The sequence below is a fragment of the Paramagnetospirillum caucaseum genome (genome assembly GCF_000342045.1).
Taxonomy (GTDB): Bacteria; Pseudomonadota; Alphaproteobacteria; order Rhodospirillales; family Magnetospirillaceae; genus Phaeospirillum; species Phaeospirillum caucaseum.
On sequence record NZ_AONQ01000002.1, the window covers coordinates 67399 to 92980 of the forward strand.

Below are 25582 nucleotides of genomic sequence, written 5' to 3' on the forward strand. Positions count from 1 at the left end.
TGTGAGAAACCGGGCGTTCGGCCGGGATGACGGGTGACGGGTTTCCATGGATCATTTTCCGCTCAAACGACCGCACTTCTTCTTCACCACGGCGCCCCTGCCCTGTCCGTACGTGTCCGGCCGCCTCGAGCGCAAGATCGTCACCGAGTTGAACGGCACCGATGCCGACAGCCTGCACGAGGCCCTGTCGCGCGCCGGCTTCCGCCGCAGCCATTCCATCGCCTATACCCCGGCCTGTCCCGGATGCAACGCCTGTATCCCGGTGCGGATCGTCGCCGGCCAGTTCCAGCCCGACCGCACCATGCGCAAGGTGGCCCGCGCCAATGTCGGCCTGGTGGCCCGCAAGGTGCCGGCCCGGGCCACCGCCGACCAGTTCCGCCTGTTCTCCCGCTATCAGGAATCGCGGCATTCGGGCGGCGACATGGCGCTGATGGGGTTCTACGACTACCGCTCCATGGTCGAGGACAGCCCCATCGACACCTTCATCGTCGAATTCCGCGATGCCGAGGGCAACCTGATGGCCGCCTGCCTGTCGGACCGCATGAGCGACGGCCTGTCGGCGGTCTATTCCTTCTTCGACCCCGACCTGGCGGCGCGCAGCCTGGGCACCTTCATGGTCCTGTGGCTGGTGGAGGAGGCCCGGCGCCTCGCCCTGCCCTACGTCTATCTCGGCTATTGGATCGCCGAAAGCCGCAAGATGTCCTACAAGACCCGCTACCAGCCGCTGGAAGCCTTCGGCCCGGACGGATGGAAGCTGCTGGAAGCCTGAATAAGGCCCCGCTTCGGATGTCCACAATTGGCCCCCCACGGGGCCTGTGCCATCATTTCCGGGGGAATCGGCGCCATAAGCCGAACCCCGGTTATCGTCCACAAGAAAAAGCCTCGGTCAGGGGGCCGGGTCATAAGGGTAACGGGAGGAATCCACGTTGAAACCACTTCTGGCACTCAGCGCGTTCATTGACGGCGTCAACGAACGGGTGGGGCGGAGCGTGTACTGGCTGATCCTGCTCATGGTGATCGTCAGTTCCGGCAACGCCACCATCCGTTACATCTTTTCCAACAGCTCCAACGCCTGGCTCGAGGTGCAGTGGTACCTGTTCTCGGCGGTGTTCCTGCTGTGCTCGGGCTACACCCTGCTGAAGAACGAACACATCCGCATCGACGTCGTCGCCGGCCGCCTGTCGCGCCGCGCCCAGATCTGGATCGACATCCTGGGAACCCTGTTCTTCCTGTTCCCCATGGCGCTGCTGATCCTGACGCTGTCCTGGCCCATGTTCATGAAGTCCTTCACCATGATGGAGATGTCGTCCGACGCCGGCGGCCTGATCCGCTGGCCGGTCAAGCTGATGATTCCGCTGGGCTTCTCGCTGCTGATGCTCCAGGGCGTCTCCGAGCTGATCAAGAAGGTCGCCATCCTGACCGGCGACCGTCCCGATACCGGCGATCACGGCCACCACCACCACACCGCGGCGGACGGAGAGGCGGCATGACCCAATTCCTGATCGCCAACATGGCGCCGCTGATGTTCGGGGCGCTGGTGTTCTTCCTGCTGCTCGGCTATCCGGTGGCCTTCGCGCTGGCCGCCAACGGCATCGTCTTCGGCCTGCTGGGCATCGAACTGGGCCTGTTGAACGCCAGCCTGTTCCAAGCCCTGCCGGAGCGCGTCTTCGGCATCATGCGCAACGACACCCTGCTGGCCATTCCGTTCTTCACCTTCATGGGCCTGATCCTCGAACGATCGGGCATGGCCGAGGACCTGCTGGACACCATCGGCCAGCTGTTCGGCCCCATCCGCGGCGGCCTGGCCTACGCGGTGGTCTTCGTCGGCGCCCTGCTGGCGGCGACCACCGGCGTGGTGGCCGCCTCGGTGATCTCCATGGGACTGATCTCCCTACCCATCATGCTGCGCTACGGCTATGACCGCCGCGTCGCCACCGGCGTCATCGCCGCCTCGGGCACATTGGCGCAGATCATCCCGCCGTCGCTGGTGCTGATCATCATGGCCGACCAGTTGGGCCGTTCGGTGGGCGACATGTATGCCGGCGCCTTCCTCCCCGGCCTGGTACTGACCGCCCTTTACGCCGGCTACATCTTCCTGGTCACCATGATCAAGCCCAGCTATGCCCCGGCCCTGCCCCTCGAGGCCAGGACACTCAAGGGCATGGCGCTGATCGTCCGCTCGGTGACCTGCCTGCTGCCGCCGCTGGTGCTGATCTTCCTGGTGCTGGGCACCATCTTCCTCGGCATCGCCACGCCCACCGAGGGCGGCGCCATGGGGGCGTCCGGCGCCCTGATCCTCGCCCTGGCCAAGCGCAAGCTGAGCTGGAGCCTGATGCGCCAGGCCATGGACACCACCGCCAAGCTGTCGTCCTTCGTGCTGTTCATCCTGGTGGGTTCGACGGTGTTCGGCCTGGTGTTTCGCGGCGTCAACGGCGACCTGTGGGTCGAGCACCTGATGACCGGCCTGCCCGGCGGCAAGCTGGGCTTCCTGATCGTCGTCAACGTGCTGATGTTCGTGCTGGCCTTCTTCCTCGATTTCTTCGAGCTGGCCTTCATCCTGGTTCCGCTGCTCGGTCCGGTGGCCGAGAAGCTGGGCATCGACCTGATCTGGTTCGGCGTGCTGCTGGGCGTCAACATGCAGACCTCGTTCATGCACCCGCCCTTCGGCTTCGCGCTGTTCTACCTGCGCAGCGTGGCGCCCAAGAGCGATTACATCGATAAGGTTACCAGCAAGCTGACGCCCAAGATCACCACCGGCCAGATCTACTGGGGCGCGGTGCCCTTCGTGGTGATCCAGGTGATCATGGTCGGTCTGGTCATCGCCTTCCCCGATCTGGTCAGCGGCGGGCTGGACAAGGGCGCGGCCATCGATACCTCGACCATCAAGATCGAGGTGCCGCAAGGCGAGTACGGCGGCAGCGGCATGTACGGCGGTCCCGACAACAAGTAGAAGCGGCCGCCCGACAAAAAAGCCCCGCACCGAATGGTGCGGGGCTTTCCTTTTGCGGTTTTCCCGAAGATTACTTCTTGGGAATGCCGTAGAGGACGAAGCTGTCGAAGCCGGCCTCGGCGACGCTGAACCAGGAGCGCTGCTCGGCCAGATAGGCGCTCCAATGGTCGAAGATCTTCTTGAAGGCGGGATTGACCGCGGCCTCTTCCGCGTAGGTTTCCTGGGCCGCCTTGTAGCAGGCCAGCATGATGTCCTTGGAGAACGGCCGCAGCTGGGTGCCGGCGCCGATCAGGCGCTTCAGGGCCGGCGGGTTGAGCACGTCGTACTTGGCGGTCATGTCCATGTTGGCCTCGGCCGCCGCCGCCTCGAACACCGCCTTGTAGTGCTTGGGCAGCTTTTCCCATTCGGCCTTGTTGACCAGCACCGAGACGTTGGGGCCGCCTTCCCACCAGCCGGGATAGTAGTAGTAGGGCGCCACCTTGTTGAAGCCCAGCTTCTCGTCGTCATAGGGGCCGACCCATTCGGCGGCGTCGATGGTGCCCTTTTCCAGGGCGGGGTAGATGTCGCCGCCGGCGATCTGTTGCGGCACCACGCCGAGCTTGCTCATCACCTTGCCGGCATAGCCGCCGATGCGGAACTTGAGACCCTTGAGGTCCTCGACCGTCTTGATCTCCTTGCGGAACCAGCCGCCCATCTGGGTGCCGGTATTGCCGCAGGGAAAATTGAGGATGTTGTACTTGGCGAAGAACTCGCGCAGCAGCGCCATGCCGCCGCCATGGTACAGCCAGGAATTCTGCTGCCGCGTATTGGCGCCGAACGGCATGGAGGCGTCGAAGCCGAAGGCGGCGTCCTTGCCGACGTAATAGTAGCTGACGGTGTGGCCGCATTCGACGGTGCCGTTCTGCACGGCGTCCAGCACCTGCAGGCCGGGGACGATCTCGCCGCCGGCGAAGACGCGGATCTGGAACTTGCCGTCGGTGGCCTCGGCCACCCGCTTGGCCAGGACTTCACCGCCGCCATAGATGGTATCCAGGCTCTTGGGAAAGCTGGACGCCAGACGCCACTTGATCTCGGGCATGCTCTGGGCGATGGCCGGAGCGGCAATGGTGGTCGAGGCGGCGGCGGCACCCACGGCCGCTCCGGTCAGAAATTTACGTCGCTGCATAAAAGTCTCCTCCCAAATTCACGCCGGTTGATCCGGTTCAGGTGGAAATTATCCTACACCATTGCAAGAGGGACGCAACGCGACGGCCATTTCGGAAAACCGTAATGCGGCCCTCAGCTGAACCGGTTGTTCCGGGGGAATCCGGTGGGCGGCAGGCGGCCGACCGAGGCGCGCTTGCCCAGCCAGGGAGTGAGGTCGGACTCGGTGCGCACCCTCTCGCCCAGGGTCCAGGTCAGGCCCTGGGCCAGGGTGAAGACCTTGATGTCGGCCATGCCGCCGTCGCGGTACTTCTGCAGGATCACCCCCCTGCCCCGGCTCATCACCGGGATTTCCTCGGCCATGAACACCAGCAACTTGCGGTTGTCACCGATTACCGCCACGGCGTCGCCCTCGAACGGCAGGCAGAACCGGGCCTTCTCGCCGGGGCCGCAATTGAGGACCATCTTGCCCGCCCGGGTCTGGGCCAGCACCTCGTTCTCCTCGACCACGAAGCCGCGGTCGGAACTGGTGGCGACCAGCAGCTTGCGGCCCGGCTTGTGGACCATCACGGCGGCGATGTCCACGTCGCCGGCCAGATCGATCATCAGGCGCAGCGGTTCGCCATGGCCGCGTCCCGACGGCAGCTTGTCGCCGCCGATGGTGTAGAAGCGGCCGTCGGTGGCGAACACCAGGATCTTGTCGGTGGTCCACGCCTTGAGCAGATGCCCAAGCTGGTCGCCCTCCTTGAACTTCAGGGCTTCGGGAGCGTCGGAATGGCCTTTGAGCGCCCTGATCCAGCCCTTCTCGGACAGGACCATGGTGATGGCCTCGCGCTCCACATAGGCCTCGATGGGCACCAGCACGGCCGAAGGGGCCTCGCCCAGTTCGGTCCGCCGCTTGCCGAGCGCGGTGGCGCCGCCGAACGCCTTGCGGGTCTCGGCGTTCTGGGTGGCGATGGTGGCCCAGCGGCGGGATTCGTCGGCCAGAAGGGCTTCCAGATCGGCCTTTTCCGCCGAAAGTTCGGCGTGCTCGGTCTTGATCTCCAGTTCCTGCAGCTTGTTCAGCGAGCGCAGGCGCATGTTGAGGATGGCCTCGGCCTGCACCTCGGACAGCTTGAAGGTCTTGATCAGCTCGGCCTTGGGCTCGTCGGCGAAGCGGATGATCTTGATGACCTTGTCGAGATCGGCATAGACCTTGAGGAAGCCTTCCAGCACCTCGAGCCGCTTGGCGATCTTCTCCAGACGGAAACGGGCGCGGCGCTCCAGCACCACCATGCGGTGGTCGAGGAAGGCGCGCAGCACTTCCTTCAGGTTCATGACGCGCGGCACCGAGGTGGCGTCCAGCACGTTCATGTTCAGCGAGAAGCGCGATTCCAGGTCGGTCTGGCGGAACAGCTGCTCCATCACCAGCTCGGCCTCGACGGTGCGGTTGCGGGGCTCGAGGACCAGCCGGATGTCCTCGGCGGATTCGTCCCTGATATCGGCCAGCAGGGGCAGCTTCTTCTCGGACAAAAGCTCGGCGATCTTCTCGATCAGCTTGGCCTTCTGCACCTGATAGGGAATCTCGGTGATGACGATCTGGTAAAGCCCGTGGGACAGCTTCTCCACCGCCCATTTGGCCCGCACCCGGAAGGCGCCCTTGCCGGTGCGGTAGGCCTCGGTGATGGCGGCGCTGGTCTCCACCAGCACGCCGCCGGTGGGGAAATCGGGGCCGGGCATGTGGGCGATCAACTCGTCCACGTCGCAATCGGGCTTAGCGATCAGATGGTCGAGGGCGTTGCAGATCTCGCCCAGATTGTGGGGCGGAATGCTGGTGGCCATACCCACCGCGATGCCGGCCGAACCGTTGGCCAGCAGATTGGGAAAGGCCGAGGGCATCACCACCGGCTCTTCCTCGGTGCCGTCATAGGTGGGGCGGAAATCGACGCTGTCCTCGTCGAGGCCTTCCATCAGGGCGGCGGCCACCTCGGTCAGCTTGGCCTCGGTGTAGCGCATGGCCGCCGCGTTATCGCCGTCGATATTGCCGAAATTGCCCTGGCCCTCCACCAGGGGATAGCGCACGGCGAAATCCTGGGCCAGACGCACCAGGGTGTCGTAGACCGCCACGTCGCCGTGGGGATGGTACTTGCCGATGACGTCGCCAACCACGCGGGCGCACTTCTTGAAACCGCCGCCGGGGTCCAGCTTCAGCTGGCGCATGGCGAACAGCAGGCGGCGGTGCACCGGCTTCAGCCCGTCGCGCACATCGGGCAGCGAACGCGACACGATGGTGGACATGGCATAGGCGAGATAGCGCTCGCCCAGGGCCTCGGCAAGCGGCGTATCGCGGATGTCGCCGGTGACGGCGGGCTTGATCATTCTGGTCCTCGGGGTTCAGGAGCCAGATATAGTACCCGAAGCGATGGATGCGTCAACCGGTCGTGGATTCCGCCATCCTCTTCCACTGGCGCCAGCCCTTCGGCGTCAGCAGGGCGTGGGCGAAGAAGTCGAGGCCCTCGGCCACGTATTGCTCCAGGCCGCACAATTCCTTGAGCCGCCAGTGCTTCAGCGCCCAGCTATGGGCGAAGGTGACCAGCTGGTAGGTCACCAGTTCCACGTTGACGTCGCGCATCAGACCGGCGCGGATGCAGTCGGCGAGGCAGGCGGCGATCATGCCGTTGGTCTCGATCTCGCAATCCTTGATCAGCCGGCGGCGGTCGTCGGGCAGCGACTTGGTGGAGCGGTAGGCCAGCACCGTGGCCTCGCGCCGCTGGTCCACCACCCGGCAATAGGCGCGGATAGCCGCCTGGAAGCGCTCCAGCGGATCGGAAAGCCCCTCCAGCGCCGCCGGAATCTCATGCTTGTAGGATTCCAGCACCGACAGCAGGGCGAGCAGCAGCACGTCCTCCTTGTCGCTGACATACTGGTAGATCAGCCCGGCGGAAACCCCCGCCTTCCTGGCCACGTCCTGGATGGTGGTGCGGTAGAAACCCTGGTGCGAGAACAGTTCCACCGCCGACGCGATGATCTGGCCGCGCCGCCTGGTGACCAGCGCCTCGTCGCTGACCTGGGCCTTGACGTCGTGAACCGCACCCGGCTTGTTGTCCATTCAGCGTCCCGCCCCGGTTGGAATCCGTTCAAACTCCGACTACCCCGCCCCTAGGCAGCCGTCAACCCACCATCAACTCCCCACCCGCCACCGCGATGCTTTGGCCGGTGATGGCCGCCGACCCGGGCAGGCATAGCCACGCCACCGCCTCGGCCACTTCCTCGGGCTTGATCAGGCGCTTCTGCGGGTTGGCGGCGACCAGCCCGGCCAGAGCCTCCTCGCGCGAGCGCCCGGTCTTGGCGACGATGTTGGTAACGGTTTCCTCGACGATATCCGTCTCGGTGTAGCCGGGGCAGACAGCGTTGACGGTCACCGGCTTGGACGCCAGCTCCACCGCCAGGGCGCGAGTCAGGCCGATCAGGCCGTGCTTGGCGGCGCAATAGGCGGCGCAATAGGCCATGCCGGTCAGGCCGGCGGTGGAGGCCACGTTGACCACCCGGCCCCACCCCGCCTTCAGCATGTCGGGCAGCGCCGCCTGGGTGCAGAGGAAGGCGCCGGTCAGGTCGGTGCGCAGGATGTCGTCCCACAGGCCGAGATCGGTCCTGGCGAAGGGCGCCGCCTTGGCGATGCCGGCATTGTTGACCAGGATGGCGATGGGGCCGAGAGCCTGGGCGGCCTGGGCGAAACCGTTCTGGATGGCCGCGGAATCGGTGACGTCCACCGCCACGGCCTGGCAGCCCATGGCGGAGGCGGAGGCCTCCAGCCGCGTCCGGTCGCGCCCGGTGATGGTGACGGCGGCCCCCAGGGCCAGCAGCTGACGGGCGATGGCGGCGCCGATGCCGCGACCGCCGCCGGTGACCAAAGCGTGGCGGCCGGCGAGCGGCTGCGCCCCGCCCATCATGGCGTCAGCCCTTCATAGACCTTGGAGGCGATGACCAGCTTCTGGATTTCGCTGGTGCCCTCGTAGATGCGGAGCGCGCGGATCTCGCGGTAGAGCTGCTCGACCGTCATGCCGCTGATCACGCCCAGGCCGCCCCAGATCTGCACCGCCTGATCGATGACCATCTGGGCCTGCTCGGTGGCCCACAGCTTGGCCATGGAAGCCTCGCGGGTGACGCGGCCGCCCTTGGTGTCCTTGGTCCAGGCCGAACGGTAGATCAGCAGGGCCGAGGTGTCGACGGCCACCGCCATGTCGGCGATCTTGGCCTGGATCAGCTGGAACTCGGCCAGCCTGGAGCCGAAGGCCTTGCGCTTCAGCGACCGGGCCAGCGCCTCGTCCATGGCGCGGCGCGCGAAGCCGAGTGCGGCGGCGCCCACCGTGGTGCGGAAGACGTCCAGCACGCTCATGGCCACCTTGAAGCCGTCGCCGGGCTTGCCCAGCAGGTTGGCGGCGGGCACCCGCATGTTCTCGAACTTCAGCGAGCCCAGGGGATGGGGGGCGATGACGTCGATGCGCTCGGACACCGACAGGCCGGGGGTGGAGGCGTCCACCACGAAGGCCGCCAGGGCCTTGGCCCCCGGCTCGTCGCCGATGCGGGCGAAGACGGTGTAGAAATCGGCCAGCCCGGCGTTGGAAATCCAGGTCTTGGCGCCGTTGATGACATAGTGGTCGCCGTCCTTGACCGCCTGGGTGGTCATGGCGCCGACATCCGAGCCGGCATCGGCCTCGGAGATGGCGAAGGCGGCGATGGATTCGCCGGTCCCCACCTTGGGCAGGTAGCGGGCCTGCTGCGCCTCGTTGCCGAACAGGGTGATGGCGGCGCTGCCCAATCCCTGCATGGCGAAGGCGAAATCGGCAAGACCGGCATGGCGGGCCAGGATCTCGCGCCCCAGGCAAAGCGCCCGGACGTCGAAATCCTTGGCCCGCCCGCCGTATGCGGCCGGAATGGCCGCCTTGAGGAACCCCGCCTGTCCCAGAGCCGTTACCAGGCGTCGGGCGGTCTGGTCCATGGCGGGGCCGTGCGCCTCGTCCTCGGGACACACCCCTGGGAGGATGGTGTTGGCCCAGTCCTCGAGCGACGCAGCAAAGGCGCGGTGGGACTCGTCGAGAAAGGGCCAGTCGAGGAACGTGGCATCACTCATGGTTCTTTTCCTTCACAATCCCCTCCCCCGCTGGCGGGAGAGGGGTGCCGAAGCCGGGATCAGTTGCCTTCGAAGACCGGCGCCTGCTTGTTGGCGAAGGCGATGTAGGCGCGCTCGAAGTCCTTGGTCTGCATGCAGATGGCCTGGGCCTGGGCCTCGGCCTCGATGCACTCGCCAAGGCCCTGGTTCCATTCCTGCCACAGCATCTTCTTGGTCATGGCGTGACCGAAGGTCGGGCCGTTGGCCAGGGAATGGGCCAGCTTGTTGGCGGCGTCCAGCAGCTCTTCCGGGGCATGGAGCGAGTTGTAGTAGCCGACACGCTCGGCCTCCTCGCCGCCCATGGCGCGGCCGGTGTAGAGCAGTTCGGCGGCGCGCGACAGGCCGATCAGGCGGGGCAGCAGGGTGCAGGCGCCCATGTCGGCGCCGGCCAGGCCGACGCGGACGAACAGGAAGGCCACCTTGGACCGCGCGGTGCCCAGACGGATGTCCGAGGCGCAGCCCAGCATGGTGCCGGCGCCGGCGCAGATGCCGTCGATGGCCGAAATGATCGGCTGGGGGGCGTTGCGCATGGCGCGCACCGCGTCGCCGGTCATGCGGGTGAATTCCAGCAGTTCGGGCATGTCCATCTTGGTCAGCGGACCGATGATCTCGTGCACGTCGCCGCCCGAGCAGAAATTGCCGCCCGAACCGGTGACGATCACCGCCTTGACGTCGTCGGCATAGACCATGTTCTCGAACAGGTCACGCAGCTCGCCATAGGAGTCGAAGGTCAGCGGATTCTTGCGGTCGGGACGGTTGAGGGTGAGCGTCGCCACCTTGCCGTCGACCTTCCAGTCGAAATGGGTGGCCTTGTATTCGGCAGCCTTGAACTTGCGCATGGGATTGTCCTCTTGTCTTGATGTTGCGAAGGGGGCCCTTAGCCCACCATGGTGATGCCGCCGTTGACCGACAGGACCTGACCGGTGATGTAGTCGGCGCGGTTCGACGCCATGAAGACGATGGAATCGGCCACTTCCTGCGGCTGGCCGAAGCGGCGCATGGGAATGACCTTGAGGAAGGCCTCGAGGAACTTCTCCGGCTCGGACTTGAGCAGCGGGGTATCGGTCGGGCCGGGGCAGATGGCGTTGACGTTGATGCCATAGCGGGCACCCTCGCGGGCCAGGGCCTTGGAGAAGGCGATCAGGCCGCCCTTGGCCGCCGAGTAGACGCTTTCGCCCAGGGAGCCGACGCGGCCGGCGTCGGAGGCGACGTTGACGATCTTGCCGCCCTTCTTCTCGATCATCATGGGGAAGAAGGCGCGGATCAGCTCGATGGGGCCGGACAGGTTGAGGCTCATCACCTTGGCGATGAAGGCGTCGTCGTTGTCGACGAACGGCTGGATATGGCCCCAGCCCGCCACGTTGCACAGGATGTCGAGGCGGCCGCGGGTGGCGACCACATGCTCCTTCACCTTGGCGATATTGGCCTTGTCGGTGACGTCGAGGCGGACGAACTCGGCCTTGAAGCCCTTGGCGCGGATGTCGGCCGCCGCCTTCTCGCCGGCTTCGACGTTGATGTCGGCGATCAGCACGTCGGCGCCCAGCTCGGCCATGGAGGTGACGGTGCACAGGCCGATGCCCGACGCACCGCCGGTGATCAGGGCGACTTTATCCTCGAACTTCATTTCCTTGCTCCTTCGATGAAAATCACTTGGACAGGAACGCCTCGACCCGGTGGCGGGTCTCGGGTTCGTGCAACAGCAGGTTACGGGTGGCGGTCAGTTCCTCCTCGTAGCCGTCGCGCGACGGGTCGAGGGAGGCTTCGATGCAGGATTTGGACGCCGCCACGGCGGCGCGCGGCAAGGTGGCGATGCGGTCGGCCAGGGTGGCCGCCTTGTCGGCCAGTTCGGCGCGCGGCGCCGACCAATGGACGATGCCCATGCCGGCGGCGCTCTCGCCGTCGAGAATCTCGGCGCCGAGGATCAGGCGCTTGGCGATGGCCGGGCCGCACAGCCGCGTCAGGCGCTGGGTGCCGCCGGCCCCGGGGATCAGGCCGAGATTGACCTCGGGCAGGGCCAGCTTGGCCTCGTTGGCGGCGATGCGGAAGTCGCAGGCCAGGGCCAGTTCCAGGCCGCCGCCCATGGCCGCGCCCCCCACCTCGGCGATGGTGGCCAGCGGCAAGGTCTCGATGCGCTTCAGTACGTTCTGCAGGTCGCGGACGAAGGCGATCTGGGCGTCCACCAGATCGGGATTGGCCAGGTTTTCCCGCATCTCGGCCAGATCGGCGCCGGCGCAGAAGGCCTTCTGCTCGGACCGCACATGCAGCACCCGGATGGTCTTGTCCGCCTCCACCATGTCCATGGCGGCATGCAGATCCTTGATCAGGGCGCGCGACAGGGCGTTGACCGGCGGGCTGGCCAGGGTGACCACGAAGACGGCGCCGCGGCGGGCGGTGTTCAGCACGGAGAAGGTCATTCACGCCTCGAACTGACTGGATATTCAATATGACTGAATGTTCATTCATTTCGTGGTGTGAGTCAAGGCTGATTGAATGACCATTCAACAAATCAGCCGAGGACAGAACTCCAGGCCCGGCACAGCTCGCCCAGAGCGGCCTGGCCCGAGGCCACATAGCCAGCCAGTCCCAGGCAGCCGTGGATGGAGCCTTCCAGGCGCACATGGCGCACCTTCACCCCCGCCCCCTTCAGGGCCAGGGCATAGGCATCGCCCTCGTCCACCAGGGGGTCGAAGCCGCAGGTCAGCACCAGGGCCGGGGCCAGTCCGGCATGGGAGGCGGCGCGCAGCGGCGAGGCGTCGGGCTCCAGCACCGGGCTTTGCCGCCCGATGAAATACTGTGCCGTGAACCAGTCGATGTCGGCCTGGGTCAGCAGATAGCCCTCGGCGAGGCGAGTCCGCGACGGAAAATCGCCCTGCTGGTCCACCGCCGGATAGACCAGCGCCTGCAGCGCCAGGGGAATGCCCAGGGCGCGGGCCCGCAGGGCCAGCACCGCCGCCATGGTGCCGCCCGCGCTGTCGCCGGCCACCCCCAGGCTCCAGTCGGCATATTCCATGGCCGCCCATTGCAGCGCCGCGATGCCGTCGACGATGGCGGCGGGATAGGGATGTTCCGGCGCCAGCCGGTAATCCACCGCCACCACCAGCGAGCCGCTTTGCGCCGCCAGGGCGCGGCACTGGGGATCATGGCTCTCCAGGTCGCCGACCACGAAGCCGCCGCCGTGGAAATAGAGCAGCAGCCCCTTGGCCCGCGGCCCGCCCTCCGGGGTATAGCGCCGCGCCCGGACGGTTCCGGCGATGACGATGTCCTCGGCCCCGACGCCTTCGGGGGCCGGGGGATTGGTCCGCGACAGCCGCCGGGTGAATTCCGCCCGTCCGGCCACCGGCCCCAATTCGCCCAGTTTGGGCAGTTTCAGCTCGGCGGCCTTGGCCAGCACGAAGGCGATGTCGTCGTCGAGCCGCCCCGGCGTGCCGAGGGAGAAGAAGCCGGTTTCAAGCATCCGCCTGCTCTTTCGCTTCCGACCCGAACAGGGTCTTGGATTCCAGGAATTCCTCGAATCCCGCCTCGCCCCATTCGCGCCCCACCCCCGACTGGCGGATGCCGCCGAACGGCCCGCCGGGATGGGACAGGGCGCCGTTCAGATGCACCATGCCGGTGCGCAGGCGGCGCGCCACGGCGCGCGCCTCGTCCAGGTCGCCGGCATAGACATAACCTGACAGGCCGTAGACGCAGTCGTTGGCGCCCGCCACCGCGTCGTCCAGGTCGGTATAGCCGCGCATGGCGAGCACCGGGCCGAAGATTTCCTCGCGCATGATGGTCATGGCATCGGTCACCCGGCTGAACACCGTGGGGCGCACGAAATAGCCCCTGTCCAGGCCCTCGGGCCGCTCGGGGCCGCCGCACACCAGCCGGGCGCCCTCCTCCATCCCGATGCGGATCATGCGCCGCACCTTGTCGAACTGGCGGGCGTTGGCGATGGGACCCATCACCGTCTCGGGGTCCAGGGGATCGCCCACCCTGATCCGGGCGCACAGTTCGGCGGCCTGGTTTTCCGCCTCCTCGAGCCGGTGGGCGGGGACGAACAGCCGGGACGGCGCGTTGCAGCTTTGCCCCGTATTGCCCATCATCGCCTTGACCGCGTGGCCCATGGCCTTCTTGAAATCGGCGCTGTCGCAGATGATGTTGGCCGACTTGCCGCCCAGTTCCAGCGACACCTTCTTGATGGTCGCCGCTCCCTCGCGCATCACCGACGAGCCGGCGGCGTTGGAGCCGGTCAGCGACACCATGTCCACCAGGGGATGGGACGACAGCGCCGGACCGATCTCGGCGCCGTCGCCGAACACCATGTTGAACACGCCGGCCGGCACGCCCGCCTCGTGGATGATCTCAGCCAGGATACGGGCGGAATAAGGCGCGAATTCGCTGGGCTTCAAGACCATGGCGCAGCCTGCCGCCAAGGCGGGCGCCACCTTGCAGGCGATCTGGTTCAAGGGCCAGTTCCACGGCGTGATCAGCGACGCCACCCCCACCGGCTCCTTGACCACCAGGGTGGTGCCCTGGCGGCGTTCGAAAGCATAGGTTTTCGCCAGCGACAGGGCCGTCTTGAAATGGCCCAGCCCGGCGCGGGCCTGGGCCGGCTTGGCCAGACGCTCCAGCGGCGCGCCCATCTCCAGGCTGATGGCCCGGGCGATCTCGTCGAGGCGGCTTTCATACAGCGCCGTCACCTTGGCGAGGATGTCCAGACGCTCGGCCAACGGCGTCGCCGCCCAGGCGGGAAAGGCACGGGCCGCCGCCTCGACGGCCCGGACGGCGTCGCCGGCGGTCCCCAGCGCCACTTGGCCCGACACCTGCTCGGTGGCGGGGTTGACCACGTCGAGCCGACGCGAGCCGGGGGTGGGCTGCACCCAGGCGCCGTCGATGTAGAAGTCCAGACAATCGCGCATCACCGTTCTCCAAGGACAAGAGGCGGCGGATTGTCGCCCTATCCGCCGCCTCCCGTCGAATGAAACATCCTCAATGTGCGGCGAGCGCCGGTACGGCTCAGACCCTTTCGATCACGGCGGCAAGGCCATGGCCGACGCCGATGCACAGCGACACCACGGCGTGGCGTCCGCCGCTCCGCTCCAGCTGGCGCGCGGCGGTAAGCGCCAGCCGCGCCCCCGAGCAGCCCAGGGGATGGCCGATGGCGATGGCGCCGCCATTGGGGTTGAGCCGCGAATCGTCGGCGGCGAGACCCAACTGGGCGGCGCAGCCCAGCACCTGCACGGCGAAGGCCTCGTTGATCTCGATGAGATCGAGGTCCTTCAGGGCGAGATTGGCCCGCGCCAGGGCCTTGGCGATGGCCGGCACCGGCCCCAGGCCCATGACGCGCGGCGCCACGCCGGCCGCCGCCCCGGCGACGATGCGGGCGATGGGCTTGATTCCCGCCTTCTCGCCCGCCGCGCGCGAACCGATGAACAGGGCGCAGGCACCGTCGTTGATGCCCGAGGCGTTGCCGGCGGTGACCACGCCGCCCTCGAACAGCGGCTTCAGCTTGGCCAGCGCCGCCAGGCCGGTCTCGGGGCGCGGATGCTCGTCCTCGGCCACCACGGTGTCGCCCTTGCGCCCCGTTATGGTGATGGGATGGATTTCGCCCTCGTAGAACCCTTCCACCTTGGCGCGGGCGTATCTGGCCTGGGAGGCGGCGGCGAAGGAATCCGAAGCCTCGCGGGTCAGGCCCAGGTCGTGGGCGATGTTGTCGGCGGTCTCGGGCATGGAATGGTTGCCGAAGCCCTTCACCAGCCTGGGATTGGGAAACCGTGCCCCGATGGTGGTGTCGAAGATCCGGGCGTCGCGGGACCAGGCGCTGTCCGCCTTGGCCAGGGCGAAGGGGGCGCGGCTCATGCTCTCCACGCCGCCGGCCACGAACAAATCGCCCTCGCCGCAGGTCACCGAGCGGGCGGCATCCAGTACGGCGGCCAGCCCCGAGGCGCACAGGCGGTTGACGGTCTGGCCCGCCACCTCCACCGGCAGGCCGGCCAGCAGGGCGGCGTGGCGCGCCACGTTGCGGCTGTCCTCACCCGCCTGGTTGGTGCAGCCGAGAATCACGTCCTCGATGTCTTGCGGCCTGAAGGACGAGCGGGCCACCAGGGCGCGGATCACCTCGGCGGCCAGATCGTCGGGACGCACCGGGGCCAGCCCGCCGGCATGACGGCCGATGGGGGAACGCAATCCGTCGTAGATATAGGCGTCGAGCATAGCTCAGGACTCCGCGGTCAGGAGGGAAACGCCCAGCGCGGCGCGGCGCTTCAGCCACAGGCTGGCGCGGTAGCGGGGATCGCCGGTGATGGCCAGCATCGTGTCGAGGATGGCCACCACCTTGCCGGGGCCGATGCGGTCGCCCCAGGACAGCGGTCCGGCGGGATAGCCGAGGCCCAGCGTCACCGCCTTGTCGATATCCTCGGGAGTGGCGATACGCTGCTGGGCGATGTCGCAGCCGATATTGACGATGGCCGCCACCACGCGCTGGGCCACCAGGCCGGGGCTGTCGGCGATCACGGTGACCGCCACCTCGTCGCCGGCCAGCATTCCGTGGGCGCCGTCGCGGATGTCGGGACGGGTCAGCGGGTTGGTCATCACGGTGCGATGGCTGTCCAGGCCGAACAGCGGGTCGACGGCGACGGCGCGGCTGGCGTCGAGGCCCAGGCGGACCACGGCGGTGGTGCAATCCTCGCCCAGCACCGGAACCAGGACCAACGCCGCCTTGGTCGGCTTCTTGCCCTTTTCCAGCCTGGCGCCCAGCCGGGTGACCAGGGCGGCGACGGCCAGCGAGCCCTCGCCGGGGGCGACCCACACCGGGCCGTTCCACGCGGCGGGCACCGGCGGCGGCGGCGGCACCACCGCCTTGTCGCCATCATAGGCATAGAAGCCCCGCCCGGTCTTGCGGCCCAGCAGCCCGGCCGCCAGGCGCGAGCGGGTGATGGGCGACGGGCGGAAGCGCGGTTCCTGGTAATACTGGTCGTAGATGCTTTCCATCACCGGGTGGGAGACGTCCAGCGCGGTGAGGTCGAGCAGTTCGAACGGCCCCATGCGGAAGCCGGCGGCACCCTTGAGGATGCGGTCGGCGGCGGCGAAATCGGCGACGCCCTCGCCCACCAGCTTCAGCGCCTCGGTGCCGTAGCCGCGCCCGGCGTGGTTGACGATGAAGCCGGGGGTGTCCTTGGCCTTGACCGGAGCATGGCCCATGCGCCGGGCCAGGGCGGTCAGCGCCTCCACCACCCAGCCTTCGGTCATCACGCCGCCGATGACCTCGACCACCTTCATCAAGGGCACGGGGTTGAAGAAGTGGAAGCCCCCCACCCGCCCCGGCAGCCGGCAGCCGGCGGCGATGGAGGTCACCGACAGCGACGAGGTGTTGGTGGCGATCAGGCAATCGGCGGCAACGACGGCCTCCAGTTCCTTCATCAGGGATTGCTTGACGGCGATGTCCTCGACGATGGCTTCCACCACCACATGGACCGGCGCCAGGTCGGCGAGGCTTTCCCCCAGCTTGAGCCGGGAGGTGGCGGCGGCGCAGGCCTCGGCGGAGAGCTTGCCCTTCTCGGCCAGCTTGGCCAGCATGCCGGCCACCGCGTCGCGGGCCTTGGCGGCCGCGCCGGGCAGCGCATCAACCAGGATGACGGTGACGCCGGCGGCCACGGCGATCTGGGCGATGCCGCGCCCCATGGTGCCGGTGCCGACAAGGCCGAGGATGAGGTCGGAACGTGCTGCGTCGAGGCTCATGGCTACTTCCCCTCATAGGTGGGCTTGCGCTTCTCGATGAAGGCCTTCATGCCTTCCTTCTGGTCGGCGCTGGCGAACAGCAGCTGGAAAGCCTTGCGCTCCAGCAGCAGGGCGGCGTCCAGCGAGGCGTCCTGGCCGGCTAGCAGCACTTCCTTGATCTGGGCGATGGCCACCGGCGGCATGCGCGAGATGGTCCTGGCGATCTCCAGCGCCTTGTCCAGCACCTCGCCGTCGGGAACCACCAGACTGGCGAGGCCCATCTGGCCGGCCTCGGTCCCGCTGACCGGCTGGCCGGTCATCAGCATCAGCATGGCCTTGAACTTGCCGACCGCGCGGGTCAGGCGCTGGGTGCCGCCGGCGCCCGGCATGATGCCCACCTTGACCTCGGGCTGGGAGAAGCTGGCGTTCTCGCCCGCCACGATGATGTCGGCGTGCATGACAAGCTCGCAGCCGCCGCCCCAGGCGTAACCGTTCACGGCGGCGATCACCGGCTTGGGACAGTTGGCGATAGCCCGCCACAGCAGGTGGTTGTTGCGCTGCATCAGCTCGATGGCCCCCACCTCGGCCATGTCCTTGATGTCGGCTCCGGCGGCGAAGGCCTCCTGGTTGCCGGTCATCACGATCACCCGCACGGCGGGATCGTCGCCCAGCGCCGCCATGTGCCCGGCCATCTGCCGCCGCACCTCGCCGTTGAGGGCGTTCTTGGCCTCGGGCCGGTTGATCCGCAGCAAGGCCACGAAATCAAAGGGTTTTTCCAAAAGCACTTCCGTCATGACGCCCCTCGGTTTCGCTGTGCGGAATTCTATTTCACATTTTATTGACGCCAGAGCCTAAGTCGTGATTTGGTCGCTTGGCAAACAAAAACATCCTCTCCGCCCGCAATGGAGGGGAGCGGGAGACGAAGCCTTGAGCGAATCCGGGGACGATCGCGGGGGGGGACCGGCCCACGACCGCCAGTTCGTGGTGGCGCTGTCGCGCGGCCTCGAGGTGCTGCGCTGCTTCCGCGCCAACGATTCCATGCTGGGCAACCAGGAGATCGCGGCGCGCACCGGCCTGCCCAAGCCGACGGTGTCAAGGCTGACCCATACGCTGACCCGGCTGGGCTACCTCACCTATGTGGAGCGCTATTCCAGGTACCAGCTGGGCACCGCCGCGCTGTCGCTGGGCTACACCGCGCTGGCCAGCATGGACATCCGCCACGTGGCCCGCCCGCTGATGCAGGAACTGGCCGAATATTCCGACGTGGCGGTATCCCTGGGCAGCCACGACCGCACCAGCATGATCTATATCGAATCCTGCCGGGGCAAGGGGGCGCTGACCATCAGGCTGTCGGTGGGCTCGCGCATTCCGGTGGCGACCACCGCCATGGGCCGCGCCTATCTCGCCGCCCTGCCCGAGGCCGGGCGCGCCGCCATCCTCGACGAGGTCAGGGCGCGCCATCCCGACGACTGGCCGCGCATGGAGCGGGGGCTGGAACGGGCCCTGGCGGAATACGCGGCGCGGGGCTTCACCACGTCGGTGGGCGACTGGCAGAGCGACGTCCACGCGGTGGGGGTGGCGCTGACCAATCCCGCCACCGGGGTGGTGATGGCGCTGAACTGCGGCGGCGCCGCCTTCCTGCTGCCGCCCGGGCGGCTGGAGGACGATCTCGGCCCCCGTCTGGTGGCGGTGGCCCGCAAGATCGAGACGGCGCTGGGCCGCCGCTGATTCCATCCAGACGGGGACAAGACGGCATGATCCGCGACCAGGACACCCTCGACCAGTTGCTCGCCACCCTTTCGCGCTTCGTGCGCGAACGGCTGGTGCCCAACGAGGAGCGCATCGCCGGGGACGATTCCATTCCGCCGGCCATCGTCGCCGAGATGAAGGAACTGGGCCTGTTCGGCCTGTCCATCCCCGAGGAATACGGCGGGCTGGGCCTCACCATGGAAGAGGAGGTGCTGTGCGCCTTCGAGATCGGCCAGACCGCGCCGGCCTTCCGCTCCATCTTCGGCACCAACAACGGCATCGGCTCCCAGGGCATCGTCATGGACGGCACCGAGGAGCAGAAGCGTCGCTATCTGCCCCGGCTGGCCACCGGCGAGATGATCGCCTCCTTCGCCCTGACCGAGCCCGATGCCGGGTCCGACGCCGCCTCCCTGCGCACCACCGCCCGCCGGGACGGCGATCACTACGTCGTCAACGGCACCAAGCGCTTCATCACCAATGCTCCGGAAGCCTCGATCTTCACCCTGATGGCGCGCACCGATCCCCGGGACAAGGGAGCCGGCGGCATCTCCGCCTTCATCGTCGAGGCGGATTCCCCCGGCCTGTCCTTGGGCAGGATCGACAGGAAGATGGGCCAGCAGGGGGCGCACACCTGCGACGTGATCCTCGACGACGTGCGGGTGCCCGCCGCCAACATCATCGGCGGCGTCGAGGGCCGGGGGTTCAAGACCGCCATGAAGGTTCTCGACCGCGGCCGCCTGCACATCTCGGCCACCTGCGTCGGAATCTCGGAACGGCTGATCCGGGACAGCGTCAGATACGCCGCCGAACGGGTACAGTTCGGCAAGCCCATCGGCGAGTTCCAGCTGGTCCAGGCCATGCTGGCCGATTCGAGGACGGAGGCCTATGCCGCCCGCTGCATGGTGCTGGACGCGGCCCGCCGGAAGGACCAGGGCCTCAACGTCTCCACCGAGGCGGCGTGCTGCAAGCTGTTCGCCTCCGAGGCGGTGGGGCGCATCGCCGACCGCGCCGTCCAGATCCATGGCGGGGCCGGCTATATGGCCGATCACGGCATCGAGCGCTTCTACCGCGACGTCCGCCTGTTCCGCATCTACGAGGGCACTACGCAAATCCAACAACTGGTCATCGCCCGCAACATGCTGAAGGATATGGCCTGAATGAAGACTTGGCCGGGGACGCCTTGAATGCCCGATGACCTGCTGGACGGCGAGCCCCGCTCGGGCTTTCAGGAATTGCTGGACTACCGCCTGGCCGAATGGTCCGAGGACCGCGCCGTTCTCGAGCTGACCATCGGGCGCAAGCACTGCAACCGGGCCGGCCTGGTGCATGGCGGGGTGCTCGCCACCCTGATCGACACCTCGTGCGGTTTCGCCGCCACCTTCTGCCCCTTTCCCGGACGGGTGCGGCGCGTCGTCACCCTGCAGCTGACCACCAGCTTCACCGGCCAGGCCCGCCACGGCACGCTGCGCGCCATCGCCCGCAAGAAGGCCGGGGGCAGCCGCATCGTGTTCTGCTGCTCCGAGGTGCTGGACGCCAACGGCAAGCTGATCGCCATGGGCGAGGGCACCTTCCACTACCGCACCGGCAGCGACGCGCCGGAGGGCGTCCCCCTCCAGCCTATTGGCATAGCACAAGCTTGACGGTTGTATGAATACCCTGGATAAATTATCCATGAGTTCAGATTCCCCCCAATTGCTCGTCCAGGCCGAAGCGCTGCATAACCAGGGCCGCGTGGACGAGGCGGAATCCCTTTACCGCCGCCTGCTGGATCAGGCGCCGCTGTCGCCCCAGGCGGCGAAGGCGCTGACCAATCTGGGGGTGATCAGCCAGCAGCGCGGCCAGACCGACGCCGCCATGGCGCTGCACCGCCGCGCCCAGGAACTGGCCCCCGACATGGCCGAGGCGTGGTGCAACCGGGGCGACCTCCTGAGCGACCTCGACCGTCTGGACGAGGCCGAGGCCGATTTCGCCCGCGCCGCCGGGCTTTCCCCCGGACTGGCCCCCGCCTGGTTCAACCTGGGCAACGTGCGGATGCGGCTGGGCCGGGCGGCGGAGGCGGAACCCTGCTACCGCCGCGCCGTGGAACTGCTGCCCCATCTGCCGGCGGTCCACGCCCAACTGGCCCGCAGCCTCGATGCCACGGGCCGCGCCGCCGAGGCGGCCGACGCCATGGAGACGGCGGTACGCCTCGCCCCCGGCGACTGGCAGATGCTGACCGATCTGGGTGCCCTGCAGCAGCAGGCCGGGCGCGTCAAGGCGGCCCAGGGCAGCCTGCGCACCGCCATCTCGCTCCGCCCCAGCCACGCCCCCGCCCATTACAACCTGGGCAACGCCTTCTATGGCGAAGGCCGCGCCGCCGAGGCGGTGGCCTGCTGGCGGACCGCCTGGGACATCAATCCCCGGCTGGTGGAGGCCGCTTCCAACCATCTCAACGGCCTGCACTACCTGCCCCGCATGACCGGGGACGAGATCGCCGGCGCCCACCGGCAGATCATGGACCGCCGCCGCACCGCGCTTCCGGCCCAATACGCCAATCCGCCCGAGCCGGACCGGGTGATCCGCGTCGGCTACGTCTCCGCCGGCTTCCGCCGCCATCCCCTCGGCCTGCTGATGCGGCCGGTGCTGAAGGGCCACGACAGGAACCACGTCTTCGCCGCCTGCTACGCCACCCGGCCGGGCGGCGACGAGATCACCGCGGAATTGCGCCACGGCGCCGATTTGTGGCGGGAGGCCGCCGGCCTGGACGATGCCGCCCTGGCCCGCCAGATCCAAGAGGACGGCATCGACATCCTGGTCGACCTGGACGGCCAGACGGCGGGCAACCGCCTGGAACTGTTCGCGGCCAAGCCGGCGCCTCTTCAGGTGAGCTGGCTGGGCTATCCCTTCACCACCGGCCTGGCCGCCATGGACTACGCCCTGATGGACCGCGCCACCGTGCCGCCCGAGGCGGAAGCGTGGTTCCGCGAGAAGGTCGCTGTGCTGCCCGGCTCGCGCCTGTGCTACCAGGGGCCGGAAACCCCCGAGCCGGCCACCCCCCCCATGCTGGCCCGGGACTTCGTCACCTTCGGCAGCTTCAACAACATCGCCAAGCTGAACGATTCCGTCGTTGCCTCGTGGTCGCGCATCCTGAAGCGCGTGCCCGACAGCCGGCTGCTGCTCAAATGGCCCCACCTCGCCCATGCGGAGGTGGCGGGGCGCTTCCGCAACGCCTTCGCCGCCCACGGCATCGCCGGCGACCGGCTGGACCTGCGCGGAAACTCGCCGCCGGAGCAGCTGTTGGCCGAATACGGCGAGGTGGACATCGCGCTCGACCCCTTCCCCTATTGCGGCGCCTTCACCTCGTGCGAGGCGCTGTGGATGGGGGTACCGGCGGTCACCTTGGCCGGCCCGCGCCCGTTCTCGCGCCAGACCCTGGCGCTGCTCACCGCCATGGGGATGGAGGCGGAACTGTCCCGCCGCGACGTGAGCGCCTATGAGGATCTGGCCGTCGCCCTGGCCAACGATCCGGCCCGCCTGGAACGGCTGCGCCGGGACCTGCGCCCCGCCCTGCGGCGCGGCGTCGGCGATTCCGCCGCCCATGTGACGGCGGTCGAGGCGTTCTTTCGCCAGGCCTGGAGCGAGTGGTGCGCAAAGATAAAGGGGAAGGCCTGAAAGACCTTCCCCTTTACCGCTCCCCCTACCCCCCCGGGTTCGGGATCGCCGCGGCGCGGCGCAACCGCCCGCCGCAAAAAAAAGGACCCGGCCCCATGGGCTCAGGTCGCTGCGGATTTCTACTTACCATCAAACCCCGGACGCGCCAAGCACAAAAGGATAGGCCGCCCCATACCTATGATCAGGATCAGACAATTGGAGGGAATTTCTCCATCCATGTCGCGATTCCGACATTGGAGATGCTCCAGACACATGGATTTTTTTCTGCCGTCCAAAGGCCGTAGCGGACCCGTTACAGCCCTCCATTTCAGGGCGTATCACTTAAAAATCGGCTGTTTTTCGCCATTTTTTAAATTTGGTATTGCAATGCGCATTTAAAAACACACACTCTTGATGTGGGCGATGTCCTCGCATACCATCTATGTGACGTTTTCTTGAGCAATTATACTTTTGTGGCGCGGGTCTTGCTAAGAGGGTTTGGCAGGGCCACGGGAACAGGCCCCTTGCGTCCTGAAGTTTCACCCGAAGGAGGGCTCAGGCTCGATGACCGTTCGTATCACCCGCCGTCGCGCCATCACCGTTCTGGCCGCCGCCGCCGGACTGCCGCTGCTGATGAAGGCCAATGCCGCCCAGGCCCGCCTGGTCCGTTGGGAAGGGACGACCCTGGGGGCGCCGTCGACCATCCAGCTCTACGCCGCCGACGAGGCCCAGGCCCGCACCGCGCTGGCCGCCGCGCAAGGAGAGCTGGCCCGGCTGGAAGGCATCTTCAGCATCTACCGCGCCGATTCCGCCCTGTCGGCGCTGAACCGCGACGGCAAGCTGGACGACGCGCCGGCCGAGTTCATGGAACTGGTCGCCCACGCCAAGAGCCTGGCCGAGATCAGCGACGGCGCCTTCGACCCCACCATCCAGCCGGTGTGGCAGCTGTATTTCAGCCACTTCACCGCCGCCAATCCCGATCCCAAGGGACCGGCGCGAAAGGACATCGACGCCGCCCTGGCCCTGGTGGACTGGAAGGGCATCGAGGTCGACGCCGCCAAGCGCCGCGTCACCCTGGCCAAGCCCGGCATGGCGCTGACGCTGAACGCCCGCGCCCAGGGGTTCATCACCGACAAGGTGGCCGACGTGCTGCGCGCCCACGGATTCACCCAGATGCTGGTGGACATGGGCGAGCCCCGCGCCATGGAGGCCAAGCCCGACGGTTCGGCCTGGCGCATCGGCATCGCCAACCCGGCGGACAATTCCAAGGCCGTCACCTCGGTGGACGTGGTCAACAAGTGCGTCTCCACCTCGGGCGGCTACGGCACCATGTTCGACGAGGCCGGCAGGTTCACCCACATCATCGATCCGCGCACCGGCCGCACCGCCCCGGCCGAGCTGGGCGTGACGGTGATCGCCGACAACGCCACCATCGCCGACGGCCTGGCCACCACCCTGATCCTGGCGCCGGAGCACAAGCGCCAGCAGATCCTGCGGGCGGCCGGGGCGCTGCAGGCCTATTTCGTCACCCCTCAGGGCGTCGTCGCGACGGTGACGGCCTGAGCCTTGCGATGAGCAATCTCCAATCCTCCGCCCCGCCGGAATCGTTCTTTCCGAATGCCGACGACCGCGACATGGTCGAGGGTTTCGCCCGCGTGGTCGCGCTCAGCGGCGGCAAGGCATGGGCCGAGCCCGAGCCGGCGCAAAGCTGCGGCGGCTGCCATTCGGCCGGCCTGTGCAGCATCGGCAAGCAGGGCAAGACGTCCGCCCACCAGTTGGCCAAGCGCTTCGCCCTGCCGGGCGACCTCGGCCTGGCGGTCGGTGAACGGGTGGTGGTCGGGGTCCGCGAGGACACCCTGACCAAGGGGGCGCTCACCGCCTATGGCCTGCCGCTGCTCGCCCTGCTGGCCGGCGGCATCATGGGACAGGAGTTCGGGCACTCGGACGGCTATGCCGCCCTGGGGGCGGCCGGCGGATTGGCGGCGGGGCTGCTCGCCGCCCGCGTCGTCGCCGGCATTCTTTCGGCACGGGGGGTTCTGACCCCCCGCTTCCTGCGCCGCGCCTTCGAGGTGCCGGTCGACGGGACCTGCCACACGGAACATGGGTAAAGGGGGAAGCACCCGATGGAACATTACCTTCTGCTGATCATCAGCGCCGCCCTGGTCAGCAACGTCGTGCTGATGCGGTTCCTGGGCCTGTGCTCCTTCATGGGCGTCACCACCCGGGTGGACACCGCCATCGGCATGGGCGCCGCCACCACCTTCTGCATCACCATCTCGGCCATGATCGACTGGGGGGTGGAGAAGGCGCTGCTGGAGCCCTACGAACTGGGCTACCTGCGGACCGTGACCTTCATCCTGGTCATCGCGGCGGCCGTGCAGTTCACGGAAGCCGTGGTGCGCAAGGTCTCGCCCGCCATGTTCCAGATGCTGGGCATCTACCTGCCGCTGATCACCACCAACTGCGCGGTGCTGGGCGTCAACCTGCTGCTGGTCGAAGGCAAGATGAACTTCATCGAGAGCACCGTGTTCGCCCTGGCCTCGTCGCTGGGTTACTCGCTGGTCATGGTGCTGTTCGCCGGCCTGCGCGAACGCATCGCCCTGGCCGATGTGCCGCGCCTGTTCGCCGGCCCGCCCATCGGCTTCATCACCGCCAGCCTGCTGGCCCTGGCCTTCATGGGCTTTTCCGGTATGAGCACCAATTAGGAGGTTACCTGTCATGTTGTTGGATGTCGGAAGTCTGGCGGTGATGGGTGTGACGCTGGGCGCGGTTCTGGGAACCGCCGCCAAGCTCCTGGCCGTGCCCGTCAATCCCATCGAGGAAGAGCTGCAGAACCTGCTGCCCGGCTCGCAATGCGGCCAATGCGGCTTCGTCGGCTGCGCCCAGTACGCGGCGGCGCTGGCCAAGGGCGACACGCCCATCACGCTGTGCGCGCCGGGCGGCAAGGCCACCATCGAGGCCCTGGCCAAGAGGCTCGGCGTCCACGCCGACGCCGACGCCCACGAGGAGGTCGGCCCGCGCGTCGCCTTCATCAACGAGGACCTGTGCATCGGCTGCCTGCGCTGCATCGGCGAGTGCGGCTCCGACGCCATCGTCGGCGCCCCCAAGCAGTTGCATACGGTGATCGCCGACGCCTGCCACGCCTGTTCCAAGTGCTTCAAGATCTGCCCCACCGAGGCCATCGAGATGCGCCCCATCCCGCAAACCATCGCCGCCTGGCACTGGCAAAAGCCGGGCGAGCATTCGGCGCATTGAGGAGAGACGGT

24 protein-coding genes are annotated in these 25582 nt (G+C 67.6%); 11 read left to right on the forward strand and 13 right to left on the reverse strand.

Going from position 1 to position 25582, the window contains the following annotated elements; all coding sequences use genetic code 11:
* Positions 1 to 46 precede the first annotated feature (46 nt).
* The 3 genes from H261_RS01130 (at position 47) to H261_RS01140 (ending at position 2950) form a co-directional block, all read left to right on the forward strand.
* Positions 47 to 769 (forward strand): arginyltransferase, encoded by a 723-nt coding sequence (locus H261_RS01130; protein WP_008613352.1) that lies wholly within the window; start codon positions 47 to 49, stop codon positions 767 to 769.
* Positions 770 to 926: 157 nt separating this feature from the next.
* Positions 927 to 1490: a TRAP transporter small permease subunit gene (locus H261_RS01135; protein WP_040475566.1), complete on the forward strand. Its 564-nt coding sequence runs from the start codon at positions 927 to 929 to the stop codon at positions 1488 to 1490.
* Positions 1487 to 2950 carry a TRAP transporter large permease gene (locus tag H261_RS01140; RefSeq protein WP_008613354.1) on the forward strand — a complete coding sequence of 488 codons (1464 nt, stop codon included), beginning with the start codon at positions 1487 to 1489 and terminating at the stop codon, positions 2948 to 2950. The genes H261_RS01135 and H261_RS01140 overlap by 4 nt, the downstream gene beginning before the upstream one ends.
* A gap of 70 nt (positions 2951 to 3020) precedes the next feature.
* Here H261_RS01140 and dctP read toward each other — a convergent pair whose 3' ends face one another.
* The 13 genes from dctP to H261_RS01205 all read right to left on the reverse strand — a co-directional run bounded on the left by dctP (position 3021) and on the right by H261_RS01205 (position 17731).
* Positions 3021 to 4115: a TRAP transporter substrate-binding protein DctP gene (dctP, locus tag H261_RS01145; RefSeq protein ID WP_008613355.1), complete on the reverse strand. Its 1095-nt coding sequence runs from the start codon at positions 4113 to 4115 to the stop codon at positions 3021 to 3023.
* A 113-nt stretch (positions 4116 to 4228) separates the two neighbouring features.
* A complete protein-coding gene (parC, locus tag H261_RS01150; protein WP_008613356.1) occupies positions 4229 to 6451 on the reverse strand; it encodes a DNA topoisomerase IV subunit A in 2223 nt (740 codons plus the stop codon).
* A gap of 52 nt (positions 6452 to 6503) precedes the next feature.
* On the reverse strand, positions 6504 to 7181 hold the full coding sequence (locus tag H261_RS01155) for a TetR/AcrR family transcriptional regulator (protein WP_008613357.1): 678 nt from the start codon (positions 7179 to 7181) through the stop codon (positions 6504 to 6506).
* 61 nt (positions 7182 to 7242) lie between these two features.
* Entirely contained in the window at positions 7243 to 8022 is a 780-nt protein-coding gene (locus H261_RS01160; RefSeq protein ID WP_008613359.1) for an SDR family NAD(P)-dependent oxidoreductase, read from the reverse strand.
* Entirely contained in the window at positions 8019 to 9203 is a 1185-nt protein-coding gene (locus H261_RS01165; protein ID WP_008613360.1) for an acyl-CoA dehydrogenase family protein, read from the reverse strand. The genes H261_RS01160 and H261_RS01165 overlap by 4 nt, the downstream gene beginning before the upstream one ends.
* A 59-nt stretch (positions 9204 to 9262) precedes the next feature.
* Positions 9263 to 10081 (reverse strand): enoyl-CoA hydratase family protein, encoded by an 819-nt coding sequence (locus H261_RS01170; protein ID WP_008613361.1) that lies wholly within the window; start codon positions 10079 to 10081, stop codon positions 9263 to 9265.
* A 38-nt stretch (positions 10082 to 10119) separates the two neighbouring features.
* Positions 10120 to 10866: an SDR family NAD(P)-dependent oxidoreductase gene (locus H261_RS01175; RefSeq protein WP_008613362.1), complete on the reverse strand. Its 747-nt coding sequence runs from the start codon at positions 10864 to 10866 to the stop codon at positions 10120 to 10122.
* A 22-nt stretch (positions 10867 to 10888) separates the two neighbouring features.
* Entirely contained in the window at positions 10889 to 11656 is a 768-nt protein-coding gene (locus tag H261_RS01180) for an enoyl-CoA hydratase/isomerase family protein (RefSeq protein ID WP_008613364.1), read from the reverse strand.
* A gap of 92 nt (positions 11657 to 11748) precedes the next feature.
* The gene (locus H261_RS01185) at positions 11749 to 12696 is read right to left on the reverse strand and encodes an alpha/beta hydrolase (protein ID WP_008613374.1); all 948 of its coding nucleotides are present in this window, start codon (positions 12694 to 12696) and stop codon (positions 11749 to 11751) included.
* Positions 12689 to 14140 carry an aldehyde dehydrogenase family protein gene (locus H261_RS01190; RefSeq protein WP_008613377.1) on the reverse strand — a complete coding sequence of 484 codons (1452 nt, stop codon included), beginning with the start codon at positions 14138 to 14140 and terminating at the stop codon, positions 12689 to 12691. The genes H261_RS01185 and H261_RS01190 overlap by 8 nt, the downstream gene beginning before the upstream one ends.
* 97 nt (positions 14141 to 14237) lie before the next feature.
* Positions 14238 to 15434: a 3-oxoadipyl-CoA thiolase gene (locus H261_RS01195; RefSeq protein WP_008613379.1), complete on the reverse strand. Its 1197-nt coding sequence runs from the start codon at positions 15432 to 15434 to the stop codon at positions 14238 to 14240.
* Positions 15435 to 15437: 3 nt separating this feature from the next.
* A complete protein-coding gene (locus H261_RS01200) occupies positions 15438 to 16958 on the reverse strand; it encodes a 3-hydroxyacyl-CoA dehydrogenase (RefSeq protein WP_008613381.1) in 1521 nt (506 codons plus the stop codon).
* A gap of 2 nt (positions 16959 to 16960) precedes the next feature.
* Positions 16961 to 17731: an enoyl-CoA hydratase gene (locus tag H261_RS01205; RefSeq protein WP_008613383.1), complete on the reverse strand. Its 771-nt coding sequence runs from the start codon at positions 17729 to 17731 to the stop codon at positions 16961 to 16963.
* Between the two features lie 133 nt (positions 17732 to 17864).
* On the opposite strand from H261_RS01205, the gene H261_RS01210 reads away from it, so the two are divergent.
* From H261_RS01210 to H261_RS01245, 8 genes are all read left to right on the forward strand, one after another.
* Positions 17865 to 18665, forward strand: coding sequence for an IclR family transcriptional regulator (locus H261_RS01210; RefSeq protein WP_008613384.1), 801 nt, complete (start codon positions 17865 to 17867; stop codon positions 18663 to 18665).
* Positions 18666 to 18691: 26 nt separating this feature from the next.
* Positions 18692 to 19843, forward strand: a complete 1152-nt coding sequence (locus tag H261_RS01215) for an acyl-CoA dehydrogenase family protein (protein WP_008613385.1) — start codon at positions 18692 to 18694, stop codon at positions 19841 to 19843.
* 27 nt (positions 19844 to 19870) lie between these two features.
* The gene (locus H261_RS01220; RefSeq protein ID WP_008613386.1) at positions 19871 to 20326 is read left to right on the forward strand and encodes a PaaI family thioesterase; all 456 of its coding nucleotides are present in this window, start codon (positions 19871 to 19873) and stop codon (positions 20324 to 20326) included.
* A gap of 31 nt (positions 20327 to 20357) precedes the next feature.
* Entirely contained in the window at positions 20358 to 22337 is a 1980-nt protein-coding gene (locus tag H261_RS01225; protein ID WP_152426635.1) for an O-linked N-acetylglucosamine transferase, SPINDLY family protein, read from the forward strand.
* A gap of 543 nt (positions 22338 to 22880) precedes the next feature.
* Entirely contained in the window at positions 22881 to 23879 is a 999-nt protein-coding gene (locus H261_RS01230) for an FAD:protein FMN transferase (protein ID WP_008613390.1), read from the forward strand.
* Positions 23880 to 23887: 8 nt separating this feature from the next.
* On the forward strand, positions 23888 to 24424 hold the full coding sequence (locus H261_RS01235) for a SoxR reducing system RseC family protein (protein ID WP_008613392.1): 537 nt from the start codon (positions 23888 to 23890) through the stop codon (positions 24422 to 24424).
* Between the two features lie 15 nt (positions 24425 to 24439).
* Positions 24440 to 25021 (forward strand): electron transport complex subunit RsxA, encoded by a 582-nt coding sequence (gene rsxA, locus H261_RS01240; RefSeq protein ID WP_008613394.1) that lies wholly within the window; start codon positions 24440 to 24442, stop codon positions 25019 to 25021.
* Between the two features lie 13 nt (positions 25022 to 25034).
* Positions 25035 to 25571 (forward strand): RnfABCDGE type electron transport complex subunit B, encoded by a 537-nt coding sequence (locus H261_RS01245; RefSeq protein ID WP_008613396.1) that lies wholly within the window; start codon positions 25035 to 25037, stop codon positions 25569 to 25571.
* The last annotated feature ends 11 nt before the right edge of the window (positions 25572 to 25582 follow it).

Bases quoted from the DNA above. Each gene is read 5' to 3' on its own strand.
- H261_RS01130 (WP_008613352.1), top strand. From the start codon at position 47: ATGGATCATTTTCCGCTCAAACGACCGCACTTCTTCTTCACCACGGCG.
- H261_RS01140 (WP_008613354.1), top strand. From the start codon at position 1,487: ATGACCCAATTCCTGATCGCCAACATGGCGCCGCTGATGTTCGGGGCG.
- dctP (WP_008613355.1), bottom strand. From the start codon at position 4,115: ATGCAGCGACGTAAATTTCTGACCGGAGCGGCCGTGGGTGCCGCCGCC.
- parC (WP_008613356.1), bottom strand. From the start codon at position 6,451: ATGATCAAGCCCGCCGTCACCGGCGACATCCGCGATACGCCGCTTGCC.
- H261_RS01155 (WP_008613357.1), bottom strand. From the start codon at position 7,181: ATGGACAACAAGCCGGGTGCGGTTCACGACGTCAAGGCCCAGGTCAGC.
- H261_RS01160 (WP_008613359.1), bottom strand. From the start codon at position 8,022: ATGATGGGCGGGGCGCAGCCGCTCGCCGGCCGCCACGCTTTGGTCACC.
- H261_RS01165 (WP_008613360.1), bottom strand. From the start codon at position 9,203: ATGAGTGATGCCACGTTCCTCGACTGGCCCTTTCTCGACGAGTCCCAC.
- H261_RS01170 (WP_008613361.1), bottom strand. From the start codon at position 10,081: ATGCGCAAGTTCAAGGCTGCCGAATACAAGGCCACCCATTTCGACTGG.
- H261_RS01175 (WP_008613362.1), bottom strand. From the start codon at position 10,866: ATGAAGTTCGAGGATAAAGTCGCCCTGATCACCGGCGGTGCGTCGGGC.
- H261_RS01180 (WP_008613364.1), bottom strand. From the start codon at position 11,656: ATGACCTTCTCCGTGCTGAACACCGCCCGCCGCGGCGCCGTCTTCGTG.
- H261_RS01185 (WP_008613374.1), bottom strand. From the start codon at position 12,696: ATGCTTGAAACCGGCTTCTTCTCCCTCGGCACGCCGGGGCGGCTCGAC.
- H261_RS01190 (WP_008613377.1), bottom strand. From the start codon at position 14,140: ATGCGCGATTGTCTGGACTTCTACATCGACGGCGCCTGGGTGCAGCCC.
- H261_RS01195 (WP_008613379.1), bottom strand. From the start codon at position 15,434: ATGCTCGACGCCTATATCTACGACGGATTGCGTTCCCCCATCGGCCGT.
- H261_RS01200 (WP_008613381.1), bottom strand. From the start codon at position 16,958: ATGAGCCTCGACGCAGCACGTTCCGACCTCATCCTCGGCCTTGTCGGC.
- H261_RS01205 (WP_008613383.1), bottom strand. From the start codon at position 17,731: ATGACGGAAGTGCTTTTGGAAAAACCCTTTGATTTCGTGGCCTTGCTG.
- H261_RS01215 (WP_008613385.1), top strand. From the start codon at position 18,692: ATGATCCGCGACCAGGACACCCTCGACCAGTTGCTCGCCACCCTTTCG.
- H261_RS01220 (WP_008613386.1), top strand. From the start codon at position 19,871: ATGCCCGATGACCTGCTGGACGGCGAGCCCCGCTCGGGCTTTCAGGAA.
- H261_RS01225 (WP_152426635.1), top strand. From the start codon at position 20,358: ATGAGTTCAGATTCCCCCCAATTGCTCGTCCAGGCCGAAGCGCTGCAT.
- H261_RS01230 (WP_008613390.1), top strand. From the start codon at position 22,881: ATGACCGTTCGTATCACCCGCCGTCGCGCCATCACCGTTCTGGCCGCC.
- H261_RS01235 (WP_008613392.1), top strand. From the start codon at position 23,888: ATGAGCAATCTCCAATCCTCCGCCCCGCCGGAATCGTTCTTTCCGAAT.
- rsxA (WP_008613394.1), top strand. From the start codon at position 24,440: ATGGAACATTACCTTCTGCTGATCATCAGCGCCGCCCTGGTCAGCAAC.
- H261_RS01245 (WP_008613396.1), top strand. From the start codon at position 25,035: ATGTTGTTGGATGTCGGAAGTCTGGCGGTGATGGGTGTGACGCTGGGC.